Annotated in this window: 23 protein-coding genes and 1 tRNA gene; 5 read left to right on the top strand and 19 right to left on the bottom strand. The window is 42.2% G+C overall.

The annotated features are described in order from the left end of the window. Positions 1–84 precede the first annotated feature (84 nt). The 3 genes from JWG88_RS07705 to JWG88_RS07695 form a co-directional block, all read right to left on the bottom strand. The gene (locus tag JWG88_RS07705) at positions 85–726 is read right to left on the bottom strand and encodes a response regulator (protein WP_205233119.1); all 642 of its coding nucleotides are present in this window, start codon (positions 724–726) and stop codon (positions 85–87) included. Further along, positions 723–2,747, bottom strand: coding sequence for a PAS domain-containing protein (locus tag JWG88_RS07700; RefSeq protein WP_205233118.1), 2,025 nt, complete (start codon positions 2,745–2,747; stop codon positions 723–725). Before JWG88_RS07700 ends, JWG88_RS07705 begins: the two co-directional genes overlap by 4 nt. A 114-nt stretch (positions 2,748–2,861) precedes the next feature. Continuing rightward, a complete protein-coding gene (locus JWG88_RS07695) occupies positions 2,862–4,253 on the bottom strand; it encodes a transglycosylase SLT domain-containing protein (RefSeq protein WP_205233117.1) in 1,392 nt (463 codons plus the stop codon). Positions 4,254–4,589: 336 nt separating this feature from the next. On the opposite strand from JWG88_RS07695, the gene JWG88_RS07690 reads away from it, so the two are divergent. Together JWG88_RS07690 and JWG88_RS21615 are read left to right on the top strand one after the other, a co-directional pair. After that, entirely contained in the window at positions 4,590–6,146 is a 1,557-nt protein-coding gene (locus tag JWG88_RS07690; protein WP_205233116.1) for a phospholipase D family protein, read from the top strand. 281 nt (positions 6,147–6,427) lie between these two features. Next, positions 6,428–8,020: a mechanosensitive ion channel domain-containing protein gene (locus tag JWG88_RS21615; RefSeq protein WP_240194313.1), complete on the top strand. Its 1,593-nt coding sequence runs from the start codon at positions 6,428–6,430 to the stop codon at positions 8,018–8,020. 238 nt (positions 8,021–8,258) lie between these two features. Here JWG88_RS21615 and JWG88_RS07680 read toward each other — a convergent pair whose 3' ends face one another. From JWG88_RS07680 to JWG88_RS07650, 7 genes are all read right to left on the bottom strand, one after another. Then, on the bottom strand, positions 8,259–9,293 hold the full coding sequence (locus JWG88_RS07680) for a hypothetical protein (protein WP_205233115.1): 1,035 nt from the start codon (positions 9,291–9,293) through the stop codon (positions 8,259–8,261). Positions 9,294–9,295: 2 nt separating this feature from the next. Next, positions 9,296–9,508 (bottom strand): KTSC domain-containing protein, encoded by a 213-nt coding sequence (locus JWG88_RS07675; protein ID WP_205233114.1) that lies wholly within the window; start codon positions 9,506–9,508, stop codon positions 9,296–9,298. 9 nt (positions 9,509–9,517) lie between these two features. Then, positions 9,518–11,296 carry an ATP-binding protein gene (locus JWG88_RS07670; RefSeq protein ID WP_205233113.1) on the bottom strand — a complete coding sequence of 593 codons (1,779 nt, stop codon included), beginning with the start codon at positions 11,294–11,296 and terminating at the stop codon, positions 9,518–9,520. A gap of 3 nt (positions 11,297–11,299) precedes the next feature. After that, positions 11,300–12,472: an SIR2 family protein gene (locus tag JWG88_RS07665; protein WP_205233112.1), complete on the bottom strand. Its 1,173-nt coding sequence runs from the start codon at positions 12,470–12,472 to the stop codon at positions 11,300–11,302. A 266-nt stretch (positions 12,473–12,738) separates the two neighbouring features. Further along, entirely contained in the window at positions 12,739–14,616 is a 1,878-nt protein-coding gene (locus tag JWG88_RS07660) for a DNA/RNA helicase domain-containing protein (RefSeq protein ID WP_205233111.1), read from the bottom strand. After that, positions 14,616–14,945, bottom strand: a complete 330-nt coding sequence (locus JWG88_RS07655) for a nucleotide pyrophosphohydrolase (RefSeq protein ID WP_205233110.1) — start codon at positions 14,943–14,945, stop codon at positions 14,616–14,618. The genes JWG88_RS07660 and JWG88_RS07655 overlap by 1 nt, the downstream gene beginning before the upstream one ends. A gap of 14 nt (positions 14,946–14,959) precedes the next feature. Then, the gene (locus JWG88_RS07650) at positions 14,960–15,919 is read right to left on the bottom strand and encodes an MrcB family domain-containing protein (RefSeq protein WP_205233109.1); all 960 of its coding nucleotides are present in this window, start codon (positions 15,917–15,919) and stop codon (positions 14,960–14,962) included. A gap of 186 nt (positions 15,920–16,105) precedes the next feature. On the opposite strand from JWG88_RS07650, the gene JWG88_RS07645 reads away from it, so the two are divergent. The 3 genes from JWG88_RS07645 to JWG88_RS07635 all read left to right on the top strand — a co-directional run bounded on the left by JWG88_RS07645 (position 16,106) and on the right by JWG88_RS07635 (position 18,899). Next, positions 16,106–16,489 (top strand): NUDIX domain-containing protein, encoded by a 384-nt coding sequence (locus tag JWG88_RS07645; protein ID WP_205233108.1) that lies wholly within the window; start codon positions 16,106–16,108, stop codon positions 16,487–16,489. Between the two features lie 239 nt (positions 16,490–16,728). Continuing rightward, on the top strand, positions 16,729–17,925 hold the full coding sequence (locus JWG88_RS07640) for a HEPN domain-containing protein (RefSeq protein ID WP_205233107.1): 1,197 nt from the start codon (positions 16,729–16,731) through the stop codon (positions 17,923–17,925). Between the two features lie 119 nt (positions 17,926–18,044). Continuing rightward, positions 18,045–18,899, top strand: coding sequence for a TIGR02391 family protein (locus JWG88_RS07635; protein ID WP_205233106.1), 855 nt, complete (start codon positions 18,045–18,047; stop codon positions 18,897–18,899). A 1,009-nt stretch (positions 18,900–19,908) separates the two neighbouring features. On the opposite strand, the gene JWG88_RS07630 is transcribed toward JWG88_RS07635, so the two are convergent. The 9 genes from JWG88_RS07630 to JWG88_RS07590 all read right to left on the bottom strand — a co-directional run bounded on the left by JWG88_RS07630 (position 19,909) and on the right by JWG88_RS07590 (position 26,143). Next, complete coding sequence (locus JWG88_RS07630; protein WP_205233105.1) at positions 19,909–20,370, bottom strand: hypothetical protein; 462 nt, start codon at positions 20,368–20,370, stop codon at positions 19,909–19,911. Further along, positions 20,346–21,155: a conserved phage C-terminal domain-containing protein gene (locus tag JWG88_RS07625; RefSeq protein ID WP_205233104.1), complete on the bottom strand. Its 810-nt coding sequence runs from the start codon at positions 21,153–21,155 to the stop codon at positions 20,346–20,348. The genes JWG88_RS07630 and JWG88_RS07625 overlap by 25 nt, the downstream gene beginning before the upstream one ends. Before the next feature lie 162 nt (positions 21,156–21,317). Beyond that, positions 21,318–21,566, bottom strand: a complete 249-nt coding sequence (locus JWG88_RS07620; RefSeq protein ID WP_205233103.1) for a helix-turn-helix transcriptional regulator — start codon at positions 21,564–21,566, stop codon at positions 21,318–21,320. Between the two features lie 123 nt (positions 21,567–21,689). Then, a complete protein-coding gene (locus JWG88_RS07615; protein WP_205233102.1) occupies positions 21,690–22,655 on the bottom strand; it encodes a hypothetical protein in 966 nt (321 codons plus the stop codon). Between the two features lie 97 nt (positions 22,656–22,752). Then, the gene (locus JWG88_RS07610) at positions 22,753–23,976 is read right to left on the bottom strand and encodes a tyrosine-type recombinase/integrase (RefSeq protein ID WP_205233101.1); all 1,224 of its coding nucleotides are present in this window, start codon (positions 23,974–23,976) and stop codon (positions 22,753–22,755) included. A 201-nt stretch (positions 23,977–24,177) separates the two neighbouring features. Further along, positions 24,178–24,264, bottom strand: a tRNA-Leu gene (locus tag JWG88_RS07605). 310 nt (positions 24,265–24,574) lie between these two features. Further along, positions 24,575–25,189 (bottom strand): transglycosylase SLT domain-containing protein, encoded by a 615-nt coding sequence (locus JWG88_RS07600; RefSeq protein WP_240194312.1) that lies wholly within the window; start codon positions 25,187–25,189, stop codon positions 24,575–24,577. Between the two features lie 40 nt (positions 25,190–25,229). Continuing rightward, positions 25,230–25,874, bottom strand: a complete 645-nt coding sequence (gene fsa / locus JWG88_RS07595) for a fructose-6-phosphate aldolase (RefSeq protein ID WP_205233100.1) — start codon at positions 25,872–25,874, stop codon at positions 25,230–25,232. Then, positions 25,871–26,143 (bottom strand): YHS domain-containing protein, encoded by a 273-nt coding sequence (locus JWG88_RS07590; protein ID WP_205233099.1) that lies wholly within the window; start codon positions 26,141–26,143, stop codon positions 25,871–25,873. Before JWG88_RS07590 ends, fsa begins: the two co-directional genes overlap by 4 nt. Positions 26,144–26,174 lie beyond the last annotated feature (31 nt).

Raw genomic sequence — 26,174 nt, 5'->3', positions numbered from 1 at the left:
TAACCGCTCTGATAGCTAATGATAGCTGAAGGGGAAAAAAAGAATAACTGGGAAAATTACCAGGTTTTCAGTAAAAAGAATTTGCTAGGGAGAGGCAATGCCATGCTTGATGGCATAACGAATAAGATCGGCGACGGTTTTCAGGCCGATGTCCTTCATCATCTGGTATTTATGAAATTCCACCGTCCGTGAGGAAATATCCAACATGGAGGCGATTTCCTTGACGGAATAACCCTCCGCCAACAGCTGCAGTACTTCGCGCTGTCTTTTAGTCAAAAGAGAAGACTCCTTGTGACGCATTTTTGAATGATCCTTGTGGGTTTCCTGAAGGGTTCGCTGGAGACTCGAGGTGATGTAGGTCTTGCCGCGAAGGGCCTTACGTATCGCCTCACCCAACTCGTGCGGGGCGGAATGTTTCAAGACATACCCCTGAGCACCGGCTGCCAGGGCACTGACGGCATAGGCCACATCGGGGTGCATGGTAAGAAAAATAATCTTGACCTCTTCGTTGGTTTTGCGGATCTGTTTGACGGCGTCGATTCCGTTGAGTAGCGGCATGGATATATCGACGATGATCACGTCCGGGCGAAGGGTATCAACGGCATCAATCAGTGCCCGGCCGTCGACGACAATTTTGACGATATCAAATTCGGGTTCGATCAGGCTCCGCAAACCTTCGGCGACGATACTGTGGTCGTCGGCTAGTATTATCCTTGGACGTTTCATGATGTATTCCCTTCAAATGGTATGGCGACATGAACGGTTGTGCCTTTTCCCGGGCGGGAATCTATCTGGAGCGTCCCGTTGACCAGCAGCACCCGCTCCCGCATGCTCGACAGCCCCAGCCCGGGCTTGTGCTTTACCTGGCGATGGTCGAAACCAATGCCGTTATCGCCTATGGTTAGACGGTAGCCGCATTCATCGGTGTGCAATACAAGCTCACAACCCTCGGACTCGGCGTGGCACACCACATTTTTGAGTCCTTCCTGGATAATCCGGTAGAGGCACAGCGAAATATCCTCGGAAATATCTTCAGGCAGCTGGGTATGCTCGAACGCTATTTCGATGCCTTCCCGCCGGGTTATCATTGCCACCTCTTCTTCTATGGCACTGACCAGTCCAAGGTCCGAGATGATCGTCGGATGGAGCTGCCGCGACATGCTGTGGACGTCCTGGGATACGGCAATCAGTTGCTCCTTGATGCGAATAAGGGCTTTGCGGTCATCAGGTTGTCTGTCTTGCTGCAGCTCCAGCTTGCCGCATTCGATGGCAAGTACAGCCAGTCTCTGCGTCAAATCGTCATGCAGTTCCCTGGAGAGCCTGCGCATCTCCTCCTCCTGAACGGCAATCAGTCGTCCGGCAAGTCTTTGAAGATCTTTCTGATGATTCTTGAGTGTCTTTTTGCTCTCGATCAGAGAAAATTCGGCCTTTTTTCGCTCGGTGATGTCCTGCATGACGCCGATGACACGGGTGGCCAATCCATCGGAATCTCTTGCCAATACCCGGGAGAGATGATGAAGCCAGACTGTCCCCCGCTCGGGGTGGCGGTATCGATATTGAAGATTGAAACGGTTGACTCCTCCTGTCAGCACCCTGCCGATGACATCGTCGACATAGTCGGCATCGTCTTCATGTATATGTTCCAGCCAGAACCGGCGCTTCTCCCTTTCTCCGCGGGATACCCCCAGCAAGCTGCGTATTCTGTTATCCATGAACAGCACATTATATTCCTCAACCATTTCATAGAAGCCGAGTTCGGCAATGTCGATGGCGGAGGCTAAGCGTTCCTCGCTGATTTTCAGTTTAAGTTCGAACAGTTTACGGTCTGTGATGTCTGTGGAGATTCCAAGCAGACGGACTGGAATGCCGTCGGTATTGCTGTAGGGTTCTCCTCTGGAATGTATCCATTTCAAGGATTTGTCGCTTGCCTGTACACGGTATTCAATGTCGATTGAACTGTTGTTTTCAAAAGCCTGGTCCACGGCCAGGCGCACGCGCTCCAGATCTTCAGGGTGGATAAGCTGCTCCACCTTATGCATGGACAGCGGCTCGCTGCGAGAGGTATGCTCGAAGATCTCCAGGGCCCGCTGCGTGGCCCAGAAGAGTCCGGTTTCGACATTATACTCCCAGAGGCCGGCTTCGGCTGAATCGGCAGCGAGGCTGAGGCGGGCTTCGCTACTGCGCAGAGCTTTTTCCATTCCCTTGCGTGACAGGGCGTTGCTGAAGACCTGGGCAACCAGTACCAGCCGTTTGATAATATCTTCCGACCAGTGGCGTTCATCCCGCAGCGTATCGAAGCTTAGTATGCCTATCAGTGAGCCGCCTCCCACAGAAAGAGGTGTGACCACAGCAGATTTCACACCATAGAAACGTCTTGATTCCTTATCGACAGCCGCCTCCGGCACCATTTCCTCAGTTGTAAGAGTAAGTGTCCTTCCCAATTCCATCTGTTGCAGTATCCAGGGAAACGAAGTCTGCGCCTCTACTCTTTCGGGGCGTACCGGACCGTCTGGAGGGGAGTAGAGATGCGTCAATACAAGAAAACGACGCAACTCGTCTTCCCACTGCCAGAGTGTAGAGAGGTCAATGTTGAGACATTTACAAATACGCCGTTGATCTTCTTCGATTTCGGCATCTATTCGATCAATGGGCAAATTGATATATTTGGTTGAAATATCGACAAGAAGCGCCTCAAATCGCAGTCGTTCGGTATTCTGTTCAATAAGCGTGAGCGGTGGGGTCTTCATAGGCTCATTTTTCCCCTTTATTAATCAGGTTGGAGAAAGCGATTTCACGTAAGGCAAAGGCCGCCCGGCCCACAGCAGCCTGCAATCAGCCAAGGCTGGATTATCGACCACTCCTCAGCGTGCCGGCGGAGTATCCGCCTGTTCCTCAAGCCGGTCTTCGAGAAGTTTATATGCTACATAATACTTCAAGATATTACTGACGTACTGCACCGTTTCTCTGCCGATCCGTTTCGCCGCGACAATTTCCACATTGTTGAACCAGGTATTGGGATCAAGACCCATCTTCGCAGCCTCCCTGCGCAGAGACGCAACCTTGGCGGGGCCGGCGTTATAGGCAGCGAAGGTGAAGAATGCCCTGTTAAGCGGGTCGAACCCCTGATCTGCGGGGAAATAGGTGTCTGAGAGGAAACGCAGGTATTTGACCCCGGCATGGATGTTTGGTTCGAGTTTCTCGATATTGGCTATGCCCACATGCGCATCTCCGGCCGTGGAGGGGAGCATCTGCATGATGCCGACCGCGCCGGCATCACTGGTGAGCTCCTGGTTGAGTCTTGATTCCTGGTAGGCGAGCGCGACCAGCATCAGGTGGTCGAAGGAATATTTGCCGCCGTATTTCTTGAACAGGTCGACAGTGTTTTGGAATCTGGCGGTATCCTCATCTGCGGCGATATTGCTTATGTAATCGGTGTTTTTGAGGTACCGGTTTATGATTACATTGCCAAGCAGGGTTCCCTTTTTGTGGCCTGCGGCGTACTCGTTGATGACAGCTTTCAGTTTCGGGCTGTTTTTGCGAAGGCCCCAGCCTATCCGTCCCCCGCTGTTGATGGCGATATCCTGGTGCAGGAGAATGTTTGTCAATATGTTCTGCCAGAATTTTGCTTTATGCTCGTCAACGATGACTGCCGGAATGAGATCGGCATTGACCATTTCCAGAAGATCGGAGTCTTCGAGGTGTTCATTGGCTTCAATGATGGTAATGGGCTTCTTGCCGGCCCCGGCAAACGTTTCGTTGAGAAGATCGAGGTGCTCGAAGTAACTGCTCGACTTACGCACATGAATCTCCATGCCGGCAAGATCGAAGAGGTTGGCGAGTTTCTCCTGGCGGCGGTGTGTCACCAGAATCTCTTTGATATTAATGGCAAAAGGATCGCTGAAATCGACGTGTTTCAATCTTTCGTCGGTGATGGTCAGATTGCCAATGGCGATATCGCCTCTACCCTCGACCAGCCATGGGAAAAGCTCATCCCGCGGAGTGGGAATGATGAGCATATGTGTTTTGCGTGTCCCGGCCCCCAGCTTTTTGTTGAGAAACTGATCGAAGAGTTTGGCACTTTCGTAGCTTATCCCTTTGGGCTCAGCACCGTCAAAGAAGAAGAAGCTACGATTATACGGTATAAGTAACCGTATAAACCCTCGTTCGACCATCGCCTCGAGATCCCCTGTAAAGGTGCTGTTTGCCGCGAGGAGTTCCTCCTCATCGAAGCGGTCGGGGGCTTGGGCAAGCACCTGTTGCGGCAAAATAAGACAGAGAAAAGTGAGAAGAAAGCAAACCGTTTTTTCTGTGGATAGGAAATCTGCGTTAGGCATATGCGTGTAGAAACGAATGAGGTTGCCGCCAACAGGTCGGTGGCTTCCGCGCTATTTTCGTAAACTAGTATATTTCCGAGTATAACAAAAATTACGTACAGGCTACAATTAAGATATCCTTCTGCAGGTGTTTTGTAGAAGGTCAGAACTGAGACGAGAAGGAAAGCACTGTTGTATTGACACTGCTCGAGGATATAGCGAAAGCGGAGAGCGAGGCGGATGATTCGTCTTCAACACTTATCAATTTGATCATCTATGAAGCATTTTTTTGCAAGGGGCATACGCCTGGCACAGCTGTTCTCGTTCATTTTTTTCTGCAGCTGTGCGCAGAATCTCCCTGCTATAAGCTCAGACCAGCCCCTTGGACCGGAACCGCACCTGAATACCACGCTGGCTGATTTCTCAGCGGCTGCGAACAAGGACCATCCGGAAAAATCCGGGCTGCTGTTGCTGCGCGACGGCCAGAGGGCGCTTGCCGAGCGAATGCTCCTTGCCGACATGGCTGAACAACGCATAGATGCGCAATACTATATCTGGAACAGCGACAGGAGCGGCAGGTTCTTGATGCAGGGACTCCTGCGGGCCGCCGACAGAGGCGTAACAGTACGGCTGCTGCTCGATGACTTCAGCGTAGGCGGCAGGAATGATCAGTTGATGGTAATCAACCACCACCCGAACCTCGAGGTGCGAATATACAATCCCTTTATCATGCGATCAGCATTGGGAAAGTGGCTCAATTTCGCTTTTGACTTCGACCGGCTCAACAGGCGCATGCACAACAAGACCTTCGCAGTCGACGGAGCGGTGGCCATCACCGGTGGCCGCAATATCGGCGATGAGTATTTCGCAGCAAACGAACACATCAATTTCAGTGACATGGATGTGCTGTCGGTGGGGCCGGTGGTGACACAGGTAAACCGGAGCTTCAATGAGTACTGGAATAGTCCCTGGGCTGTACCCGTTGATGAGCTGATAGAATATACGGGAGAAACGAAGGCGTTGGAGGAGTTCATGCAATCGCGGCTTGAATCGCCGCTGAGAACACCTCTGCCGGCCGGAACCGAAAAACTCCTCAGGCACTACCGACAAATGCTGTTGGAGGATGTGGTGTGGGCACAGGCCGATTTTATGGCGGATGCTCCCGGCGGCACACAGGATGCCTATACAGGGGGGCTGAAAAAAGTGGCAGGGTACCTTCGGGAGCTTGCCGACGACACCAGAGAAGAAATACTGATTGAATCTGCCTACTTCGTGCTGGATGAGGCTGTTCTGCAGCTGGTCGAAGACATCCGGCGGCGCGGCGTTGTCGTGCGCGCCCTGACCAACTCCATGGCCTCAAATGATGTTCTCCCCAATCATGTCAGCTATGCCATGGTGCGCAAAGACATGCTCAGGCACGGCATCGAGTTATATGAAATGAGACCGGATGCGAAGGCATGCCTGCAGCTGGTCGGTCTCAGAGAATACTGTGACGATGACTCCGCACTCGGCCTGCACGCCAAAACGGCTGTTTTCGACCGGCGCGTAGTCTATGTCGGGTCTCTCAATTTCAACCTGCGCTCCGCTTACCTGAACACGGAAGCAGCCATGATCGTTGATTCTCCCGTGTTGGCTGACGAGCTTGCCGACCAGATTTTGGAAAATATGCAGCACCAAAACAGCTGGCAAGTTCTTCTGGAAGCAGACGGCCTTGTCTGGGTTGCAGATATCGACGGCCAACAATCGTTTTTACAGGAAGAACCCTCTACCAGCTGGTTAAAAAGAACTCAGGCCGGATTCTTCATGCTTCTTCCAGGTGCCCTGTATTATTAGCATTATGGGATTTTGTCAGCATTCAAGGATTAAAGCCATCTCCGCATTGAATATACGCTGCTATTTTCAATGCGAAGGTGAATGACAAGAAGTAGCGATTATGATGATGCCCATCCGGTATATGAATGTCTCGATCTTCTTTGTCCTGCTCCTGATCGTCATCACAACTTCCGCGTATTCTGCAGAAACTGAAGCAAGCTGATAGGAACCTGGAGGGAGTAAACCAGGAAGAAATCAGTTCTCTACTGGCCAGGCTCAGTGATGAGCAGGCAAGAGATCTGTTGATTGTCGAGCTGACCGACACGGCGAGGCCCCGGGAGCAGGCCGAGGGAAAAGGGGCATCGACACCCTACGGCGTGATCGTAGGGTGGCTGCATCTTTTCGATTCAGACGATAAGGAGCTGGTGGAAACCAGGGGCGAGGCACTTGTACGTTCTGTATCCCGCCTGCCTGAGTATCTCGGCAACGTCTTTCTCCGCTTTGGCAATACAACAGGTTTTCTCTCCGCATTTTTCAATGTCATGTATATCATGCTGATTTTCGTGGCGGGATATTTCGCCGTGCTGTTCTTCAGAAAGTTGACTCCGAGTTTTCACGAGCAATCAGAGGGGGGCGAAATACCGAAGCTTGGCAGCTATATGCGGTTCGGGGCAGGGCTCCTCCGAATGGTTACGGGAATGGCCGATCTGGCAGTTTTTGCAGTTATCGTCTTTCTGCTCTTTTATCTCACCCCCCTAACGGAGCTCGACGGCAGCCGCTATCTATTTCTGGCAGTACTGTTGACAATTCTGACCATACGAATCGGGTTGCTCATTTCTCATCTTGTCTGTTCACCATCTGTTGCAGCCCTGCGGCTCCTAGATATAAGCGATGAAACAGCCAGGACTGTCCACAGGACCATGCTTTTTGTTTTGGGATATGTCGTTGTGAGTTTCAGCTGTATAGCAGTGGTCTCCGAACTGGGCATGCCTGCAGAGGGAGTGACTGTGATCGTTATCACCCTGGGCTCGCTGCTTCTGCTTTTTACTGCGATAATACTTATTGCCAACCGCCGGAGGATTGCCGACTATATCATCTCTGCGGAGACGATCGACACTGGGGGCAACTGGCTTGTTCGCCAATTCGCCAGGCTCTGGCATATTCCGGCACTTCTCTACCTCCTTACCGTCTGGGTCATATTTCTTCATCACCAGATCATGGCGATACAGCTGGAAAGACAGGCCTTCCTGCTCAGTCTGCTGGTATTCCCCCTCTTTCTGGTCCTTGACCGCATCAGCCATTGGGTGGTGGCAACGATTGTCAGGATTTTGAAAATTTATCACGACCCGAAAGAAGGGGAGAGGCGCGTATCCTCTGAGGAGCCGAGTGCGGAGGAAAAGGAGCGATTGCTGATTGTCAAAATCTTCAGAGGGGTGAGGGTGGCTATTGTTTTTGCGCTGTTCGGCTGGTTTCTGCTTATGTGGGGATATCCGTTGCCATATGTTTCCACGGTTACGGAGGTTGTCTTCCGTTCGCTGGTGACCCTTGCCCTTGCCCTGCTCGCCTGGCGTTTCATCGCAGGATATATAGAGAAAAAACTGCTCGAGGAGGAACCCCATGAGTCGACAGAGGAGGACCAGGATAGCGAATGGGGCAGCCCGGTATCCCGAGGAAGGGCCTCTACCCTGCTGCCGATGGTACGTAAATTCATCGGCACTGTTCTGGTAATCATGGTGATCTTGACGATTCTTTCCACCAGGGGTGTTGAAATCGGACCGCTGCTGGCGGGAGCAGGAGTCGTTGGACTGGCCATCGGCTTCGGGGCACAGAAACTTGTCAGCGATGTATTTTCCGGCTTTTTCTTCCTTATAGACGATGCGGAGGTCGGAGTCTAACCAACGACAAATAATGTGTGATATCGGTGAATTAATAGCACAACAAGCCCATAAATAGTAAAAAAGTACTCCAAAAGGTACCCTTTATGTCATCATTAGCTGTTGTTTCCTTATTACCATTAACTACAATCACAAATCCTAAAAAACATACAGAACTAATAAATGGCAGTTTTCAGAAGATCTTCTTTAATTTTTATTTCTTAATAGCAACAGGCCTGAAATAATTGACAAGAATTATCTATAAGTCAATAATCTCTTTTTCAAGAATCTTATATTTCTCCTTAATATCCTCCGACATATAAAAATCTAGTAAGTCTTCATTAGTCAAGATCCCATCAGATAAGAACTTTGTAAGATATTTATAGTTAAACTCCATTGATAAAAAGGATTTTTCTAACTGCTTCAAAATTTCCTTATTCGTCGAAATGTTCCTCTCAACTAAACTTCTAATCAAAAATGAATCCTTGATATCTTTGAGAATTCTATTAATCAATATTCGCAATAATTGTGGATTATACTCGATAGCTTTAGAGTTTAAAACAAGGTCCCTTGCTAATAAATATGCTATGCTAAGGTTCCTATAATCACCTTTTTGCGAATCGATAATAGATACAAAACCAATCTCTTCGATATACCCAACACCCCCAAATCGATTAATAATACTATTATCTACCAAAGATACATCAAATACAATTATACTTGCCTTAGACCCCCTATTTACTTGAGACTCCAGCATTTGGCTCCAAGCAGTATCAATCTTCTTAGTAAATACATCTTTCTGGGATATATCACCAAGTTTTAAGCTTTTATCAAATTTGCATTCAACAACTATACTTACTCCAGGATCATTATTTAGCTGACAAACTATATCCCCAGTTTTATTTTTAGGTAAAACTCCTGCTAAATTTCCCGTTAATGTGATAGTGTCATTAAGTTTCTTTTCCTCTACAAGATTAGTCAAATATTCAGCACACTCTTCTTCCCCAAGCACTCCTTTGATTGCGGTTTTATAAAAAAGTTCCTGCTTCATATCGAAAATCATTTTTAAACTTTCAAGCTCAGTACCAAGTTCGTTCGAAGTTTTCGCTAGAAACGCAGATAATCGGTCTTCTATTAATGCCAACACACCGATATAAAGTGCTTTTAATAGTTGGTCGTCTCGTTGATCAACCTGTAGCTTGTTAAAAAACTCAAATACAATCTGATTTTCTATTTCAAAACTTTTTAGTTCTACTCTTTTTAACTTTTGATTAAGTCTTATCTTTGATGACATTTTTAGCCAATCCTCTGATAATTAAAATGCTTATATATGTTTTTATTTGCATATTTACCCTTTGAGTCAGCTGCCATCAATTCATCATAAATGTACTCAGATACATCAAAATATTCATATACAGCTCCACTAAGAAAAGCAATTTGCAGAATCGCATTATCAGGATCATAACCAACACTTTCTATATTAGAGGACTCCACAGATATTCGTTCCATATTCCCACCTCATTTTATATGTTTTTTCTCTCTTAGAGCTTTCACAACTTTTGTATAATTTTTTTTATTGGCTTTAAATTCCTTTGTCCAACTATTTACTAGATCTGGGTCGTTGCTACTTGGGCGAGGTTCCATTAATTCAATCTTAACTCTTGAAGGGATATTGATCGACTCGCCTACGATGATTGACTCTCCAATTCGAAGGGACGGTAGAAGATCCATCAACGTAGTCATATTATTGGGAGCAGCTGACTGTACAGTAGATTTATCACTACTATTAGTTAACCGTAAGGCTATAAATGTACCTACTTGAGCTAAAATAGTTTGGGAAATTTCTGATGGTCTTTGAGTGATAACCATAGCACCAATTCCAAATTTTCTTCCCTCTTTAAATAATTTTTCAACAGCTTTTCTCGCATAACCGTAAATATTGGGAGAAGTTTCTGTTTTTGGAAGATATGAATGGGCCTCTTCATATACCATAAGCAATGGTCTATTCCTTCCAGTGTAGCTTTCGTTTCTTCCCCAGTACATTGAGTCAAATAAAAATCTAGTTATCAAACCAACGGTAATATCAGTCAGTTCAAAAGGAACTTCATTTAAATCAAGTATCGTTAGTCGATTGTTATGATCTATCCACTCCCTAAGCAGATGATCTATATCTTTATCAGTTGAAGCTGAGTAATATGGACCAGGATTGAACATGAAATCATAATTTGTATCTTTCAATCTTGAGAAGAGTTTTTTTTCATAAGCAAACATGGTTTGTTGTTTTGATTTAAAGGGTGCTGTGTTTGTAGAACTATAAGGTTCAAAAATAGCAGGAGTTAGGGTCTTAGCGTCTCCTTCCCTAGTGAGGCATTCAGTTGATGCTTGGTGATCAGAATTACTACTGTAAGTAGCGTAAATTTCTCGATTAAATGTGTACCACATTTTCCTTATGTCAAATGGAATCGGCGAGTCTTCAGTAATATATTTTGTCTCAACAGCTCCTGCTTTTAACTTATTTGCACTATCTTTTTTCAGTTTTACAATTTCTTCCCTTAGCCTTTTATCCTCAGGTCTCTCTGCACCTTGTTGCCTACCCACCAAAAAAAACGACAGCTCATCAAAATTCATCGCCCAAAATGGAATATATAATGGATTGGAGCTTCCATTGATTTTAAAAACTTTTACCTTTCCTTTAAAAGCAGAAGAATATTCTCCATGTGGATCAATTAATACTATCCTTGAGCCAGGGTATGAGTTTAAAATATTTGAAAGAATTTTAGCAGTCGTGTTTGATTTGCCGCTACCTGTCGACCCTAGAATAGCACTATGGCGTAGAACTAAATGATGCAAATCTAGAAATACTGATAAATTATCTGAGGCTGAGTGTTTACCGATTTCAATCAACCCATCTTGTTTGTTTCCGTATATCGTTTTTAAATCATCCTCCACAACAATATGAACTTCATCGTTAATGGTTGGAAAAGTACCGATACCTTTCTGGAACCCTGTATCACCCAACCGTTCCCCAACTAATTGGAGTTGTAAGAATCTTGAGCCTATATCAGGCTCATAGCCGTCAATGTCAACTGTACTTGGTATATTGGTTACCGAAGTAACAATGCCAAATAAGGTTAAATTCCCAATAGGAAACTTTACAAAAGTTCCTATTTGTCCAAGTTTATAGACCCTTCCATTGATGATTGGTGCAGCTGAAGGTATTTCTTTATCAATCTCAACTTCCACTGTCGAGCTACTAACATTTATCACTCTACCTAAATATGTGATATCTTTTTTCATATGTTAAGAAACCTCCTCTTCAAGTTTCTCTTTTCGCCCAGAGCAAACAAGGAAAAACCTAATTAATTCTTTAAAATCGCCAAGCATAAGTTTCTTCTTTGTATTGTCCCAAAAATCTTTACTTAATTCACTTACAGACTCTTCATCCCATTTCCCAACGATGCCATTTATGATTGCTTTCTTTGCTCCATATACACTTAAATTTGGATAGATTCTTCCTTCCTTAACAAGCTTTTCTAACGATTTATCAGAATAGAAAAATACCATTACATGAAGCCTGTTATTATGGCGTAGGCTGTCAAAGATTTGAGCATTGATGTGATCATCAGAAAAAGAGTACCCATTTATTATAAAAAGGCGCTCCCCATCGTTTAGAAATGACTTTAGTCTGTCAAAGTATGATATAAAAGGTTGTTTTCTTGATGATTCGTATTTTTCTCTAGAAGGATATATAACAATTTCATCATACAGACCTTTTGGTTTTATATTTGATCCAAGTCTAATTATCCTATCTTTATTCCCTTCACTATCAGGTTTCCAAAACCAGCTCAAAGAACCGTGAAGTTTCCAGAGCCTAATCCAAGAAGAAGGCGGGGTTTCAGAAGTTGCTTCTTTTTCAATTGTTTCTGGTAAGAAAAATGGCTCATATGAGCCAACAAATCCATCAAAATATGGTATCATCAAACTCTCAAAAGCTTTTTCAAAGATTAAATCATAATTCGTTGTGAAAATTTCTTTTGGATAATCTCTACTCAACCAATTCAGCCATGCCGCAAATTTCAGTGGAACTGTCGGATCAGCCATCTCCTCTTCGGCTGATATGATTTTATATATTTCACTACAGATTCGAATATCTAGTTCCTTAGCTTGTTCTCCATCAATCTCATGAAATTCTCTATTTGCTTGTTCAAAAGTAATTTTTCGTATTAATCTTAATTGGTTGAGATAGTCCTCTATTGTTTCATAGCCATTACTGTCATCAGGAAAACAAAGTTTCAATTTTTCATACACCTCACCATCAGCTTTATTCAAATTTTTTTCGACTGTTTTAGTCAATTTGGCAATATCAGAAATGCCAATAGATTTTGATGTGCCGGCACCTAGAAACAATCCTAACCGTTTTGAGTATGACAACTGATTTCTAATCTCATTCAGCTCTTTAGTAAGATTGTGCATTGATTTTAGAACTCCTCTTGAATAAGAAAGCTATTTAGGGCTCTTTGTTTGATATCTTACTGGATTCAAACAATTGAAGTTTAGACATCAGAATATAAAGTAGATTTATTTTGTTGCGCGCGACCTGTCAACCTATTGGTGCAATAATGTGTTTAATAAAATTAAACTCTTGAAAACTTCTGCTATTAATGTTGAGAATTATATCCCCATTAATATTTAAAATTATCGAAATAGAAGTGCCAATCCATGGCAATAAGCACATTAGGCTATTCAATATGTTTTCTAAAATACGCTTCGGTTTCCTTGTTTGTGAAATAAACATAGCACCCCAACATTCCACGAGACATTAGAGTGCGATAGATGTTTTTCACGTGGATCTCAAAATTTTGCTTACCTCGACGTAGTGTCGGGTCTTGAGTGGCTGAAATATCAGCTTTCAACGAGTCCGACTCTGGATCATAAACAAGGTCATCACCGATAATTACGCCGATATAATCAAACTCAAATCCTTGAGCAGTATAAATACATCCGACCTGCTTCACCCCTTCGGTTCGATAGGCCCACTCGAACCATTTCACATATCCTTTAGGCACGCGTGTGATTTGACCATGCGTTTCCCACGGCATTGCAAAATCGCCAATTTGAATGTCTTTAACGAACTCTCCATTCTCATCTAGTTGCTTACTCCAAGGCCAACAAAAGCCGGCAACCATTCGGGCTGAATTAGATTTTTGCTGCTCTCTTTCCGCTATTAATTTGTATATCTCATCCGGTGAATCGAAGATTTTAAAATCAAAAACCTCACTTTCTTGGAGAATACGTTTCTCATCTGTGTATCCAAGAACTGATTCCAGCCAAAGTAAATAATCGTTGGATCCCATACAACGAAACTGAGTATTAAGCTCTACTTCGAACAATCTGCGATTATATCTTTCTGCTGCATCTCTAATGATTTGAGAGTTCCCTATTTCAAGAGAGCGTACATTCTGACGATCATCAATAAAAAAAACAGATGTCTTTGCGCACCGAACAAGTTGATCAACCTGAGGCATATCGGTGCGATGTTCAGGCCTGGTAAATTGGAAATTACTGGTCTTAGCGATACGATGGGCTTCATCTATTAGAAGGAGGTCAAATTGTTCCTCCTCAACTCGTGAAGGAGTGTATCGGAAAAGATTAGTTACTAACAATTGAGCGGCTTGGCCAACGAGGTTTTGGATACCTGAGGTAAATGGTTTCGACTTACAACCATATGAAACATGCATCTTCTTTTTTGCTGCTTCTGCCAGTATATTAAGCGCGATAAGAGACTTTCCTGTCCCTGGACCTCCGTGAACAATAACCACAGAAGACTTTCCACTTTTTTTTGATTTATTGACTTTAGACCAGATCAGATTTTTAGCTACGAGTTGCTCATTAAGCAGGGAAAAAACAGCCTTGTTCTCAACAATTTTCGAAACGTTTTCCAGAAGTTTTTTGGTCGGCCGAATTGGGCTTTGCATGAACCGATTGAATACCTCAAAACCATCTCCATTATAGAGCAATGACTTGATTTTGTCGGCTAGCTTACGAGTATCATCCTTTGTATAAACTGGATAGTCTTCGAGAATTGCTTTATAAATAGGGGAAAAAAGGCCATCATCTTTATCCTCCGAATAATTATGGCAGTAGGCACAACTTAAAAGTTGCATTGGAGGTTCTTTGTCAAACTCTTCTACAAAACCCAAGAGATAATTATGATATCCTTTTGCCTGCTGCGAAGGATGCGGAACAACACGGTCCCCACCTCCTACATAGGTTTCAACAAAATTACCTTCATCTTTTAAAGCGTTTACTTTAGACCATTGTTTCAGCTCAAGTAGGATTAGATTTTTATCTCCATTTCCTCCTGTACCGAATAGAAGACAATCAATTCGATTTTGATTATATGGAATTTCATATTCAACAGCAATGTAGTTATTCTTAAGATCAGCTAGTTCAATAAGGTCTCTCACTCGAGGAAGAGAGTTTTGCCATGAATTTATTTCACTGATATTTGCTGCTCGACCAAAGCTACTTTTAAAATTGTCTTCTAAAATATTAGTTAGGTTATTTTCTCGAACAGCTTCGATAAATCGCTCTGTTGTATCTCGATATATTAGCATTACAATTCAGTGTATTTTTTTGCTGTTCCTTTGGCCTTTTCAACTGGGTATTTTTCACCATTCTTAGCTACTTTATCTAAAATGATTTGTTTCACATCTAGTTTGTTTTTGTGGGCAAGTAAGAGTGAAAAGATTAAGATATCAGCTAGCTCTTCTTTCATTTTATCAGCATTAAACTCTTCATTGTCCTTCCAAAGAAAAAGGTCTAGCAGCTCCGAAGCCTCGTTGTTAATTGCAATTGAAAGATCTTTTGAATTATGAAACTGTTCCCAATCACGGGCATCTCTAAATTTCACAATCTCTTCTGTTAATTCTTTAATCTCATTCATACCAACATGCTCCACTAATCAAACGTTACTTTGGTTTTAAGGTGGTTTTCTTGGAATGCCTTCACGTCACTTACAAAATTACTCTTATGGATCATACTATGACAGTTACAACAAAGAACGGTAAAATCAGCCTCCGGGTCTAAGGCAATTCTCTGGCCTTTTAGTTCAGAAAGTGGAACTAAGTGATGAGCTTCGATGAATTCTTTACCGATATTGCCATAAACTCTTTGAAAGTCAAAACCACATGCCTTGCAAATATATCCATGCTTTTTTTTTGCACGCTGTGATAGTTTTTGATTTCTATCAATACGTTTGTGCTCTCTGAGGATACGTAGATCTTCAACCTGCAACTCTTTCTCGTCTACCTCTGCATCCGTTTGTTTAAATAGCCTACTCTCATTTGATACGAGGCTAAAGTATAGATCGACAAATCTCTTAAGATCCCTATTGAGTACTTCGTCTGCCGGTAAATTATTCTTTGTATAATAGACTGAGCAGATTGATCCCACCTCGTAAAAAGCGCCAAGGCTGGATGATGAAGAACAAGCCAAATTAATTGGTCCTTGCTCTAAGCCATTAGCAGCTTTGCCCAATCTAGCAAGAAAATCATTGGCTCGAACTTTTAATGCATGTTTAGCATCAGCCCCATATTCTTGACGGATTGAAGTAACACCTTGGTTAAGAGAGAGGTGCACACCAGCAAGATCTTCACGGAAGAGGTAAACGATGTAATAACCTTCTTGAGCGGTTCCCGTGATGAAACGATCAAAAATTGCTGCCCACGGTACTCGAGCCCAGTTTCCTTGGCCGGGGCTACCTTGCAATAAGTATCTATTGTTCTTCCCAATGATAGATCTGATGGTGGCTGGAAAATCACTTCTGATGAACTCAGCTAAAGCATTCCTACTTAAAGGTTTCTGAGAAGCCTCAAAATATTCTTCAAATATCAACCCTAGTGTTGCATTTAAGCTCATATCAGGTTCTCCTAGTAAATTGGTCGGAGCTAACAAACAAGTTGCCTCATTTAATACTTTCTATTGGAGGAGTATTTATATGTCAAACAATTTATAAATTTTTTAATTTAGATAACTTGTACGATGTTTCTTCTGTGTAATGTAGCCTTTGTTTAAATAGTTTTTCAAATTTAGAGAGCATTCATCATGATGAGAGTAGTAATGGGACTTCTTTTTGATAATGAAGGAAAAATCCTCATCGCAAAGCGTAATAGGGAAAAAATGTATGGTGGATTATGGGAATTTCCAGGAGGGAAAATCAAAGCTGAAGAAGAAATCGGAGATGCACTTACCCGGGAAATTTTTGAAGAGCTTAGAGCTTCAATCAAAATTCTTAAAATTTATCCCAGTTACATTTTCAAAAATAGTGAGATTCAAGCAGAATTTATCCCTGTGATAGGACGAATTCACAATGACGAAATTGTTCTGCGTGAACATGAAGAATGTAAATTTATAACCATGGATGAAATTATTTATTTTAAATTTGCTCCACCTGATTATGATGCAGTCCAGTTGCTAAAAACACTCTAAATAGCTAAAAAATACCAACTCACTTGCTTGATTTGATTTAAGTCTAACATATCAACTAGCATCTTTTCCTATTGGCAAGGTAAACAATGTGACGTGAATTTATATACAGCTTCTAAATAGCTTGCAAATTGCTCATGAGATCAGGTCGAATTCTAGCTATCTCGTTGATCTGAATTCGGGATAATTCTTACAATTTCGGAGATATTGAGAAACCAAAGAATAACTTGTGACACAATGAAATGGAAATTTTAAAGTTTACTATCGCTTCTAAAACGCAATTTGAATCTGATCAATTTTTGAGATGCCTTTGGAGTCAATTTAGGTCAAATTTTGACAATTATGGTTGGAATTATTGGGGTGTAAGGAGCAAAAATGTCGTTGATCTGGGAATGCTAAGTTTGGGATTAAAACACCCAGTACATATTCAATACGATTATGAATACAAAGGAAGAATTAATAACCTTTATATAAACGTGAATAAGGAAGATATATCAGGAGAAATTTCTAAACTTATTAGTAAATGCGTTTCAAAATCAATAAAAAGTGAATCTCATGTGAAAGGCGGTTTTTTTAGTACCAAAATAGAAACATATTATGAAATACAATGCTACGATGGCTCTAATTTTAGACTAGAAAAAACTGAGTATGGAGCGAATTTAACACTTGGTACATTTTACTTTGACGAGATAGATTGCAAACAAGAATTTGCCATCAAAACCACTGAAATTAAAAAGTTATTATCTCTAGCATTCAATCTTCCTATCTTTAGTGGAGCAAATCCACCAGAAAAAATAAAGGTAGAAGAAAATCTATTTACAGAAGAACTCAAGACCATAGACACATTTCTAAAAACTTATGATTCAACATCAGAAATCTACAATAAAACCCTTGAAGCAATATCATTATACCAGAATGGCCTTAAAATTATTTATAACAATAGGAAAATAAGAGTTGCTCACCCATCTGATATTACGGAGAATTACATAAAGACTTACATTCCAGCTAGCCATCAAGAACTACTTGATGTTCATCAAAAAATTAACATTGATATTGAGCTTGCTATTGTCTCATTAATCAGTGCCCTTGAGGTTGCTGCAAGTATACAAGATACTGAATCGAAAATTTGTCCAACCTGTAATCAGCAAGTTTACAAAATTGCTCAGAAAGTAAAATCTTTTTCTAAAGAATTTGGCAACGAAGGTATTGAATATAATATTAAAAATGCATACAGCATACGGTCACAAATCGTTCACGCTGGAATTTTATTAGAGAGAAACGAAGCTCTTCAAAATGTTGTTAACCCTCGCATAGATTTATCACAAAATGGTAAATTATTGAACTTGGCTCATTCATTACCAGAGTTATTACTAGATGATGTTCGTCTGCTGTTATTAAATTATATAAAATATATAAGTAAGGAAGGCGTCGAACATTAGATATAAAAAAAGAAAATGAACAAAATGTCTAACCAGTGTTAACGCCGCTACACTTCGTTTCGCCCGGATTAGCTGAAGATATTCGGTTAACTGACTGTTCGTAATAAATGAGTGATAGTATGAATATTCAATTCTCAGGTGTAGAAGGAATAACAGAATCTTGCATAAATGCAGTTTTAAGGCATTTGCAATTCGGAGATCATGTATCAAAAGTTTTAATTTTAACCTATCAAAGCTCTCATGCTTTAGTTCTTTATATTGAAGAAGAAATTATAGTGGTCAAGGCTGGCTTTAGTTCAGGTTATATTGGTGAAGGTCCGAAAGGGTTCGCTGTTATTTTATCTATTCTTAAAGAGCATGGGACTGAAATTGAAGAGTATGATGTCGGGAAAAAGACAATTGAAAAATTAAATTATTCAAACCTTACACAATCAGAATTGGAAAAAATAATAAATTCTAAACCAGTTAGACCGACACGCTGGTTTGATTATGTTTATGATTTTAAAGATAAAGGTCTAAATAAAGATGATTTATTAAAAAAATTTCCTTTTGTTATTCCTTATGCAATCATTGATCATCGGATTCTTGATCTTGCAATTACCTTTTGGGACTACCCTGGTGACAAAATTCTTAGAGGTTATCGAAGACTTGAAGATACACTTCGAAAACGCTGTGATATTGACGAACATGGGAGCAAACTGTTTGAAAAATCATTCCTAGGTGAAAAATCTGTGTTGTATTGGCCTAATTTAAATAAAAATGAGGCAGCAAACCGCGCAAATTTATTCAAAGCAACCTTTGGCGCATTCCGAAATAGAAGAGCGCATAAAGAAATTGAGGAAGATCAAATAAGTCAACTGAATGAATTCATAATGTTGAATCACCTTTTTCTTTTAGAGGCTGAATCAATCTTCAGACCAGAAGATCGAGATCCGGTCGTTTCAGTAGACAGTCAGAAAAGAACCGATCATTAAGACTGAACATTTTGTGTTGCCCTGTTTACTTTCAACTTTTCCTTGAAAATTCACTATTGACCCTTCATTATATGCTTCTACAATTCCCTTCTCATTGATACCTTGAGGCAAGGTGTTTCCAAATATCAGAAAATTCACCGTTCACAGCCTGGCTAGCTCTTCCATAACACCAAGTTGTTGTTGCCCTAGAAAATTTTTCATGAATTGAGAATTCTCGCAATGTCGAATATACCCTCGTTGAATGCTTTGGAAAGGACCCGAAAAATATTTTAGGCTTCAATAAGTTTGACCACCACTGGCCCCTATTTTTCCTTTTATATAACGCCCTGAAACAATAAACTAATTTTTAAATTCCTTCTCCTTGCCGACAACATAACTCAAGATGATTGCAAACCGAGCGGGTATTGGTGGCATGTATTGACACCAATTTTAAAAGGCCTGGCTGCATTTTCTCCATCAGCCTAAAAACGGATTTCTAATTTCTTAGTTTCTTCGCCGTCGAGTGGTCTTAAATCTCTCATTTTGATATATACCTTTGCGGTGCGTTTATATGCTTGTAGTTCTGGTTATGCACTGTTTGCTCATTTCTTTGCATTTATGCTCGATCGCTAAGCAAAAGTGATTCTTGAGTGTCTCAGTTGGAAAGAAATAGACCAACCTGTCTAAAAATCCAAGCAATCCAGGGCATGGGTAAAAGGCAATTCGCAAAAGGTGTTGTGAAAGAAAAATGTGCGACCGGGAAAACCAGACAGACCAAGAGTTTTCGACACAATCGTATATTTCCGCCTGGCAAACCATGCTGCCGGTTAGGTTACTTGAATTGCTGTTAATTGCCTGGTGAAACAAGCGCCCTAACTTTTTTTTGAGCCACAAAAACTCCTCTTTATCAACTTTCTGGCCAGCATGAACTTCAACCGGTCCCAGGTAGTTTTTAAGGGTCGATCTGTTTTCAATTGGCTTTATCCCGGGGATGATTAACGACGCCCAGAACTGCCGACTGGAAAGGGCTTTATCTGGCATATGCTGTCGAGTTGTGTTGTTCAAAGTTCAAGTCAGCTGGCGTTGTCTCTGGCATGTCAGCCCGCTTTGTTATCTCTCGATATCCAGCCCTGGCAATGTTGGCCAACTCGTTGCGTGATCTTCCGCGCAACCCTTCCAGCCCTTTTTCCATTACTTCCTGGCTTTGACTTTTAAGGGCTGTTTTCCAGATAATTTTTCCCTGTTTAACGCTGCCCGCGGAAAATCCATGGTCCCGCAATCTGTCGTACGTTTCACCGATCATGCGGCGGTTATCAAGGCCAATTTCCTTGTTAAGCCGCTTTTCCGGGAATTCCCCCCCGTTGCTATCCGAAGAGCAGATTTGCAGATGTTTTCTGAATATGTCCAAATTACCGTATCCGACGATTTCTTCCGGTGTTAGCGGTGTGGTCACCAACGGCGGACGCTTTAATGTTGGCTTGTTTTCTGACATGTCGTATCCCATTGTCCATGAATTCCGCGCTGCTCAATAGTTTTCGAATCTTCCGCCGCTGCCTGGAGATAGCTTTCAAACTTCGGTCCGAAAAGTGTTTCCGGGCGTAGATACTGCACCATGGTCGATTCACCGGCCCAGCGTTCCACCCGGTTTTCAATGACGGTTTGGAAGTCCTCTTCTGTAAAACCTTCATTGAAACGGGCTTTAATCTTTATTCTGGTAGCGGTGGTGGTGTGTTTAAAATCCCGGTTGGCTTTCTCGTTCAGAAAAGAAACAATTTTTTTGTAGGGTATGTGTGGTCGAGTAATATTTTGCTCGACAATAGTGCCTTTTTTTTCTTTTTTTTCTTTTCTTTCTTTTCCTTTCTTTTTCTTTCCTTTACTGCCCGGGGGTGGCCCGGACATGGCCTGGGGGTGGCCCATAGGTGTTTGTAATTGTATCGCTCTTCCGCGCTTACCAGCCATAGATAATCGCTTCCTTCGCTCGTCTATAACTTCCATTCTTCGGCAAAGGGAGGGAGACAAAAAGAACTCGTCGTTCTCGATGATAAAGAGTCCATAATTAATAACAACCGTCTCAATTTTTTCTTTTGTAGTTACATACCGTCTGGCTATTGATGGAACAAGAGTTAAAGGGTATCGATAGTTAGGTTGATCTCGAAGTATTTCAATTAATACCCAATAAATTCCATAACCCTCTAGACCGAGCTGTTCAATCAAAAGCACTATCTTGGGGTCGTCTTTTGCGTTAGAATCATGGGGAAAATAATACGCGTCTTTCATAACTTTTAAATTCTCTTATTTAATTCCAATATGCAGTCAATTGCGATACTAACCCTAAATTTTTCACGCAATAAACCATACTTAATGATTTAGACAATGTGGCACCTTCTTACTCTGAAGATTTTTCACAGTATTTCTGACGGCTTTATTCCGGTCAACATTTCAGCCCTCCTTACTCAAAGGACGACTTTTTAAAAAATCAAGAATTGTTCCCAGACGCCACGCTATCGCTCTGCTCCCAATTTTTAGAGCAACTGGAAATGTCCCTTCAGCCATTTTCGCATATATAGATGCCGTGCTATAACCTGTCATAGCCTTTACATCTGGTAGTCGAAGCATTCTTTCTGGATGGTTTAAGATGTCAGGACTAACGGAAAGTTCTTTCGATTGATCAGTGGATTGATCGTTCATGCTTTCACCTTTAGGATTAGGAATAAGGTAAAAGGCACTATATAAAAATGTGCCTTTTTGTAATTTACAGGACACATTATCGTCTATTGATTTTTCCCTAGCTATTGCCAGGGAAACTATTTTTTATCTGTGTTCAGAAAAAATATTTTGGAGGTGGCTAAATGATGGGACACCATCTTCATTTACAGTTTTTGCTATCTCAAGATCCTCATTCAAAAATTCTTCATTTTTCATTCGTTTAATTATAGTCTTAGCTATTTCTGAATTTTTGAAATACTTTTTTTCAGCTGATATTTGATCATACCATTTTAAAAAAATGGCTTTGCGCTTCGAAGATAATTTTTTAGCTTTTTTATTATGCTTTTGTAGTCCTTGAGATTGTTTGTGGTGGGTATAGACTAATGGTTTAAATTCTAGAACTTTTTCTTTCTCTAATTTTAGTTTATATCTAATTTTATTAATGTTTTCATTATGAGCAAAACTGTCCGCCGCCCGTAAAAGACTGTCCGCCGCCCGTAAAAGAGCATATGCTTTCGTAAGATTTGTATTCTGTTCATAAATAACAAAACCATGTGCCTCACGATAAGCAGCATGGATTGCTAGAATTGCTAATATTTGGTAGTCAGGAATTTCTGTAGTGTCGTAAATGTATCCAAATTCTTTTGGGTAGATCTTGGCCATCTCACAGTTCAGATTTCTAAAGCATACACCTTTTGCTATATCTAACGTTTTCTCAATGAACAAATGAATTGGTCTTCCATCTAGAGCTTCGCCTGTATCTTTTTCAGCTGCATATTGTCCTATACTTCGCCCCTCTCTAAAAATATCTCTATACATTACAACCTGTTCTGGTGAGAGAGTGAGGCTATTTCTTCGTATTATATTAATGAGTTGAGATGTTGCTGGATAGTTACTTCTAATTCTTTCTGAAGGTCTATTCCCTATTTTTAATACCCCTCTAGCTTCATCAATTATTTTTCCAGATTCTGCCAATTGATAATAAGATGGCAATCCTTGACCAGGAGATATCCCAAAAACTGGACACCATGGGTTTTTAAAGAGGTTCCCAAATTTTTTAAAGTAGTCCATAAATAACTGCTCCCACTACTACTCAAATATGAACCAGGACGTTGATCAGTAGACGGTATTTCAAGTCTGCCAAACTTCGGGCAACTCATTTATTCTATTACCTTATGTCAGTCGATAAACTTGATCCATATTCCAAAGCTTGTAACAGATCGCCCCACCACTGCATAAGTTGACGCCTTTGCTCTAAATACTCAGCTCTGTTATAAGCACCTTTGATTTTGTTCTTTTCTTCATGAGCAAGGCTTTTTTCAATAACTTCACTTGGGAAACCGGATCTCTCATATGCCATAGAAGAAAAAGAGGATCTGAAACCATGTGGTGTCGCTATTCCTTTATACCCCATATCTCGTAGAGCTTTTGACATTGCATTATCAGACATTGGTTTCTTTTGATCTCTCACACTTGGAAAAATTAAACCATCTGTACCCCATAACTTCTCGGCCCGATTAATGACAGCAAGGGCTTGCTTTGACAAAGGAACAATATGCGCCCTATTCATTTTCATGCGCTCAGCCGGTATATGAAATTCTTCTTTTTTCTGATCAATTTCTGACCATCTTGCATTCCTTACCTCTCCAGATCTACAGGCAGTAAGCGCAGTAAACTGAAGAGCCAATTTGGTGTTGATATGAATATTTTGGTTAATAGCTATATCTTTAAGAAGCTTTGCTAGATCCTTATCAAACACCGCCGGCATATGTTCTACTCTCTTTGATTTCAATACTCCCTGCATATCAACTGCCGGGTTATATGTAGCTCTTCCCGTCTGTATGGCATACCTAAATACAGCATTCATCCGCTGCAAAACTTTTCGGGCTATTTCGAGAGAACCGCGTGCTTCGATTTTTCTTAAAACCTTTAATACCTCAGGTGGAGTTATTACATCTACAGGAGTACTACCAAAACTAACAAAAACATCATTTCTCAACGTTGCTAGAACTGCTAGGGTATGATCTCTGCTCCACCTTTCCCGCTGCTGTTCAATCCATTCAAGTGTGATGTTTTCGAACGATTTTGATCTGTCAATTTTTTCAACCTGCTCTTTAGCGATGTTCTTAAGCTTTGTAACTCGCCTCGCTTTAGCTGGATTTTGTCCCTGCTTTACAAGTGCCCTGGCCATCATATGTGCTTTGCGTGCCTGCTCTAAAGAAATTTCAGGATATCGACCAATGGTGTACTTTCCGCTTTTACCATTAATTTTATATCTGTATATCCATCGCTTTATCCCTGTATTGGTTAGTTCAAAAAAAAGTCCCATACCATCACCTAACCTACCGGGGTTTTTAAAATTTCTAATCTGCAACACTGTAAGCTTCGGCATAGACACTTTCTCCATAAGGGTACTTTTTAAAAAACATTAGTTCGCTTTAAAAAGTAAAGGTACACTGGAAAGTACTCCATCTGCAACAGATTTTATAAGAAGGCAATGAAAGTAAGTGTATCGTAAAGACAAGAAAAAACCCGCAAACCGTTTCCAGTTGCGGGTTTAAAAGACTTTATTGGAAGTCCTAGGAATATCTTCTGGTGCCGGAGGTCGGAATCGAACCGACACGGGGCGAACCCCGCTGGATTTTGAGTCCAGTGCGTCTACCAGTTTCACCACTCCGGCATGTGGTTGTTTATACAATAGAGGCTGCTCTACAGTCAAGAAAGATTATGTTATGAGCGATTTAAAAAGAATTTTTGTGGTTCATTGGGAAAATCACTGCTCCCAAACAAAATCTCATGCCGCTATTTTTTTTCTGATTACCAATGAAACTGAGCCAAAGAAACTTAATTTATGGTCAAATCATTAAGATATACGCGGAATGACAGTTGAAATTGGCTTTTGTAAAATTTTCAAGACAGACCACATGAAACTAGCTGAGTTTCGTGGGTAATCAGATTTATTTTTATACGGGAACCAAGCAGGGGATTATCTATATCGTGCTGTTTTTATACTCGCCATAGTACTTGAGGACGCGATCGACATACTGCACGGTCTCGGGGATACTGGGGACCGACTGCAGCTTTCTTACCAGAGTCGGGCCGGCATTATAGGCGGCCAGGGCGAGTCTCAGATCCTGTTTGAAAATATTCAACATGGAGCGGAGATAGCGGGTGCCGCCGTCGATGTTCTCTCTGGGATCAAAGGGGTTGAGCACCTTGAGTTCTCTGGCGGTCGCAGGCATCAGCTGCATCAGGCCCTGAGCTCCCTTTTTTGATACCGCTCTGGGGTCAAATCCTGATTCGGTGCGAATAACCGCCCGAATCAGGTGAGGATCGATATCATAGCGAACACCATAGTAGTGAATGATGTCCTCGAATTTTGCGGCACGAATGTTTATCGGGCCGCTTCCGTGCCCTCCATCTCCGGGGGAAAAAACCGTCTCCGGCTCACTGAACGTGAGAGGGCGGCATGCCGCCGACTCCAGAGTATCGGTAAATTTTACCTTGCCTCTTTCGTCGGTGCACCGATACATCGCCGCCTCACCGTTGCGGTGGGTTACAGCCAGCAGCAGCATTATAAGCAGGATGTATCGCGCCTCTCTCATTCCCTTCCTTGTGCAGAAATCTTCGTGTTTTTCGTATCGACTACTTCTTGCGCTTCTCCCAATCGGCAAGAAACTGCTCCATGCCCTTATCGGTTAAAGGATGCTTGGCGAGCTGTTCGATAACCTTCAGGGGAATGGTGGCTATATGCGCACCCATCATTGCCGCATCCATGACATGGAGAGGATTTCTCACACTGGCGACGATAACCTCGCTCTCATAGCCGTAATTCTCATACACGGTCATAATATCCCCGACCAGATCCATGCCCTGCTGGCTGATATCGTCGAGCCGGCCGACAAAAGGCGAGACATAACTGGCCCCGGCCTTGGCGGCAAGCAGGGCCTGAGCGGAGGAGAAAATCAGGGTGACATTGGTTTTTATGCCATCGGCCGCAAGCCTTTTCACCGCCTTAAGTCCTTCAACGATCATCGGCACCTTGATAACGATCTTGTCGTCAATCTTGACCAGTTCCATTGCTTCGGCCACCATGCCGTCGGCTTCCAGACTGACCACCTCGGCATTTACAGGACCATCGACTATCTTGCAGATCTCCTTGAGAATCTCTTCGAAGGAGTTATTCTCTCTGGCAATGAGTGAAGGGTTGGTGGTGACGCCGTCAACCATGCCCAACTCCACACCTTTGGTAATTTCTTCAATGTTTGCGGTATCTATAAAAAACTTCATTTTTCAGCTCCTTTGTCTGTTACAAATGTGTTGCAGCATTCTTTACTGCAAAAATATATGGTCTTGCCCTCATGTTCAGCGGTTATTGCCTGCTGCCTGGGGACAAGTTTTTTACAAACGGGGTCTTCGACCAGCACATCCGAAACATTGGATGAGCTGCTTATCTCGCCATTTTGTTTTTTCTTCTTCGATTTTCCGACACTTCCTTTTATCAGAAGATACCCGATATAAAGCAGAATGCCGATTACAATAAGCTTGACAGGACTCATTCCGGTCTGACTCCGTGTATATTTCTTTCGC

The organism is Desulfopila inferna, from assembly GCF_016919005.1.
Taxonomy (GTDB): Bacteria; Desulfobacterota; Desulfobulbia; order Desulfobulbales; family Desulfocapsaceae; genus Desulfopila_A; species Desulfopila_A inferna.
The sequence above is the reverse complement of the archived record's forward strand: the minus strand, read 5'-3'. Positions and strand labels throughout refer to the sequence as shown.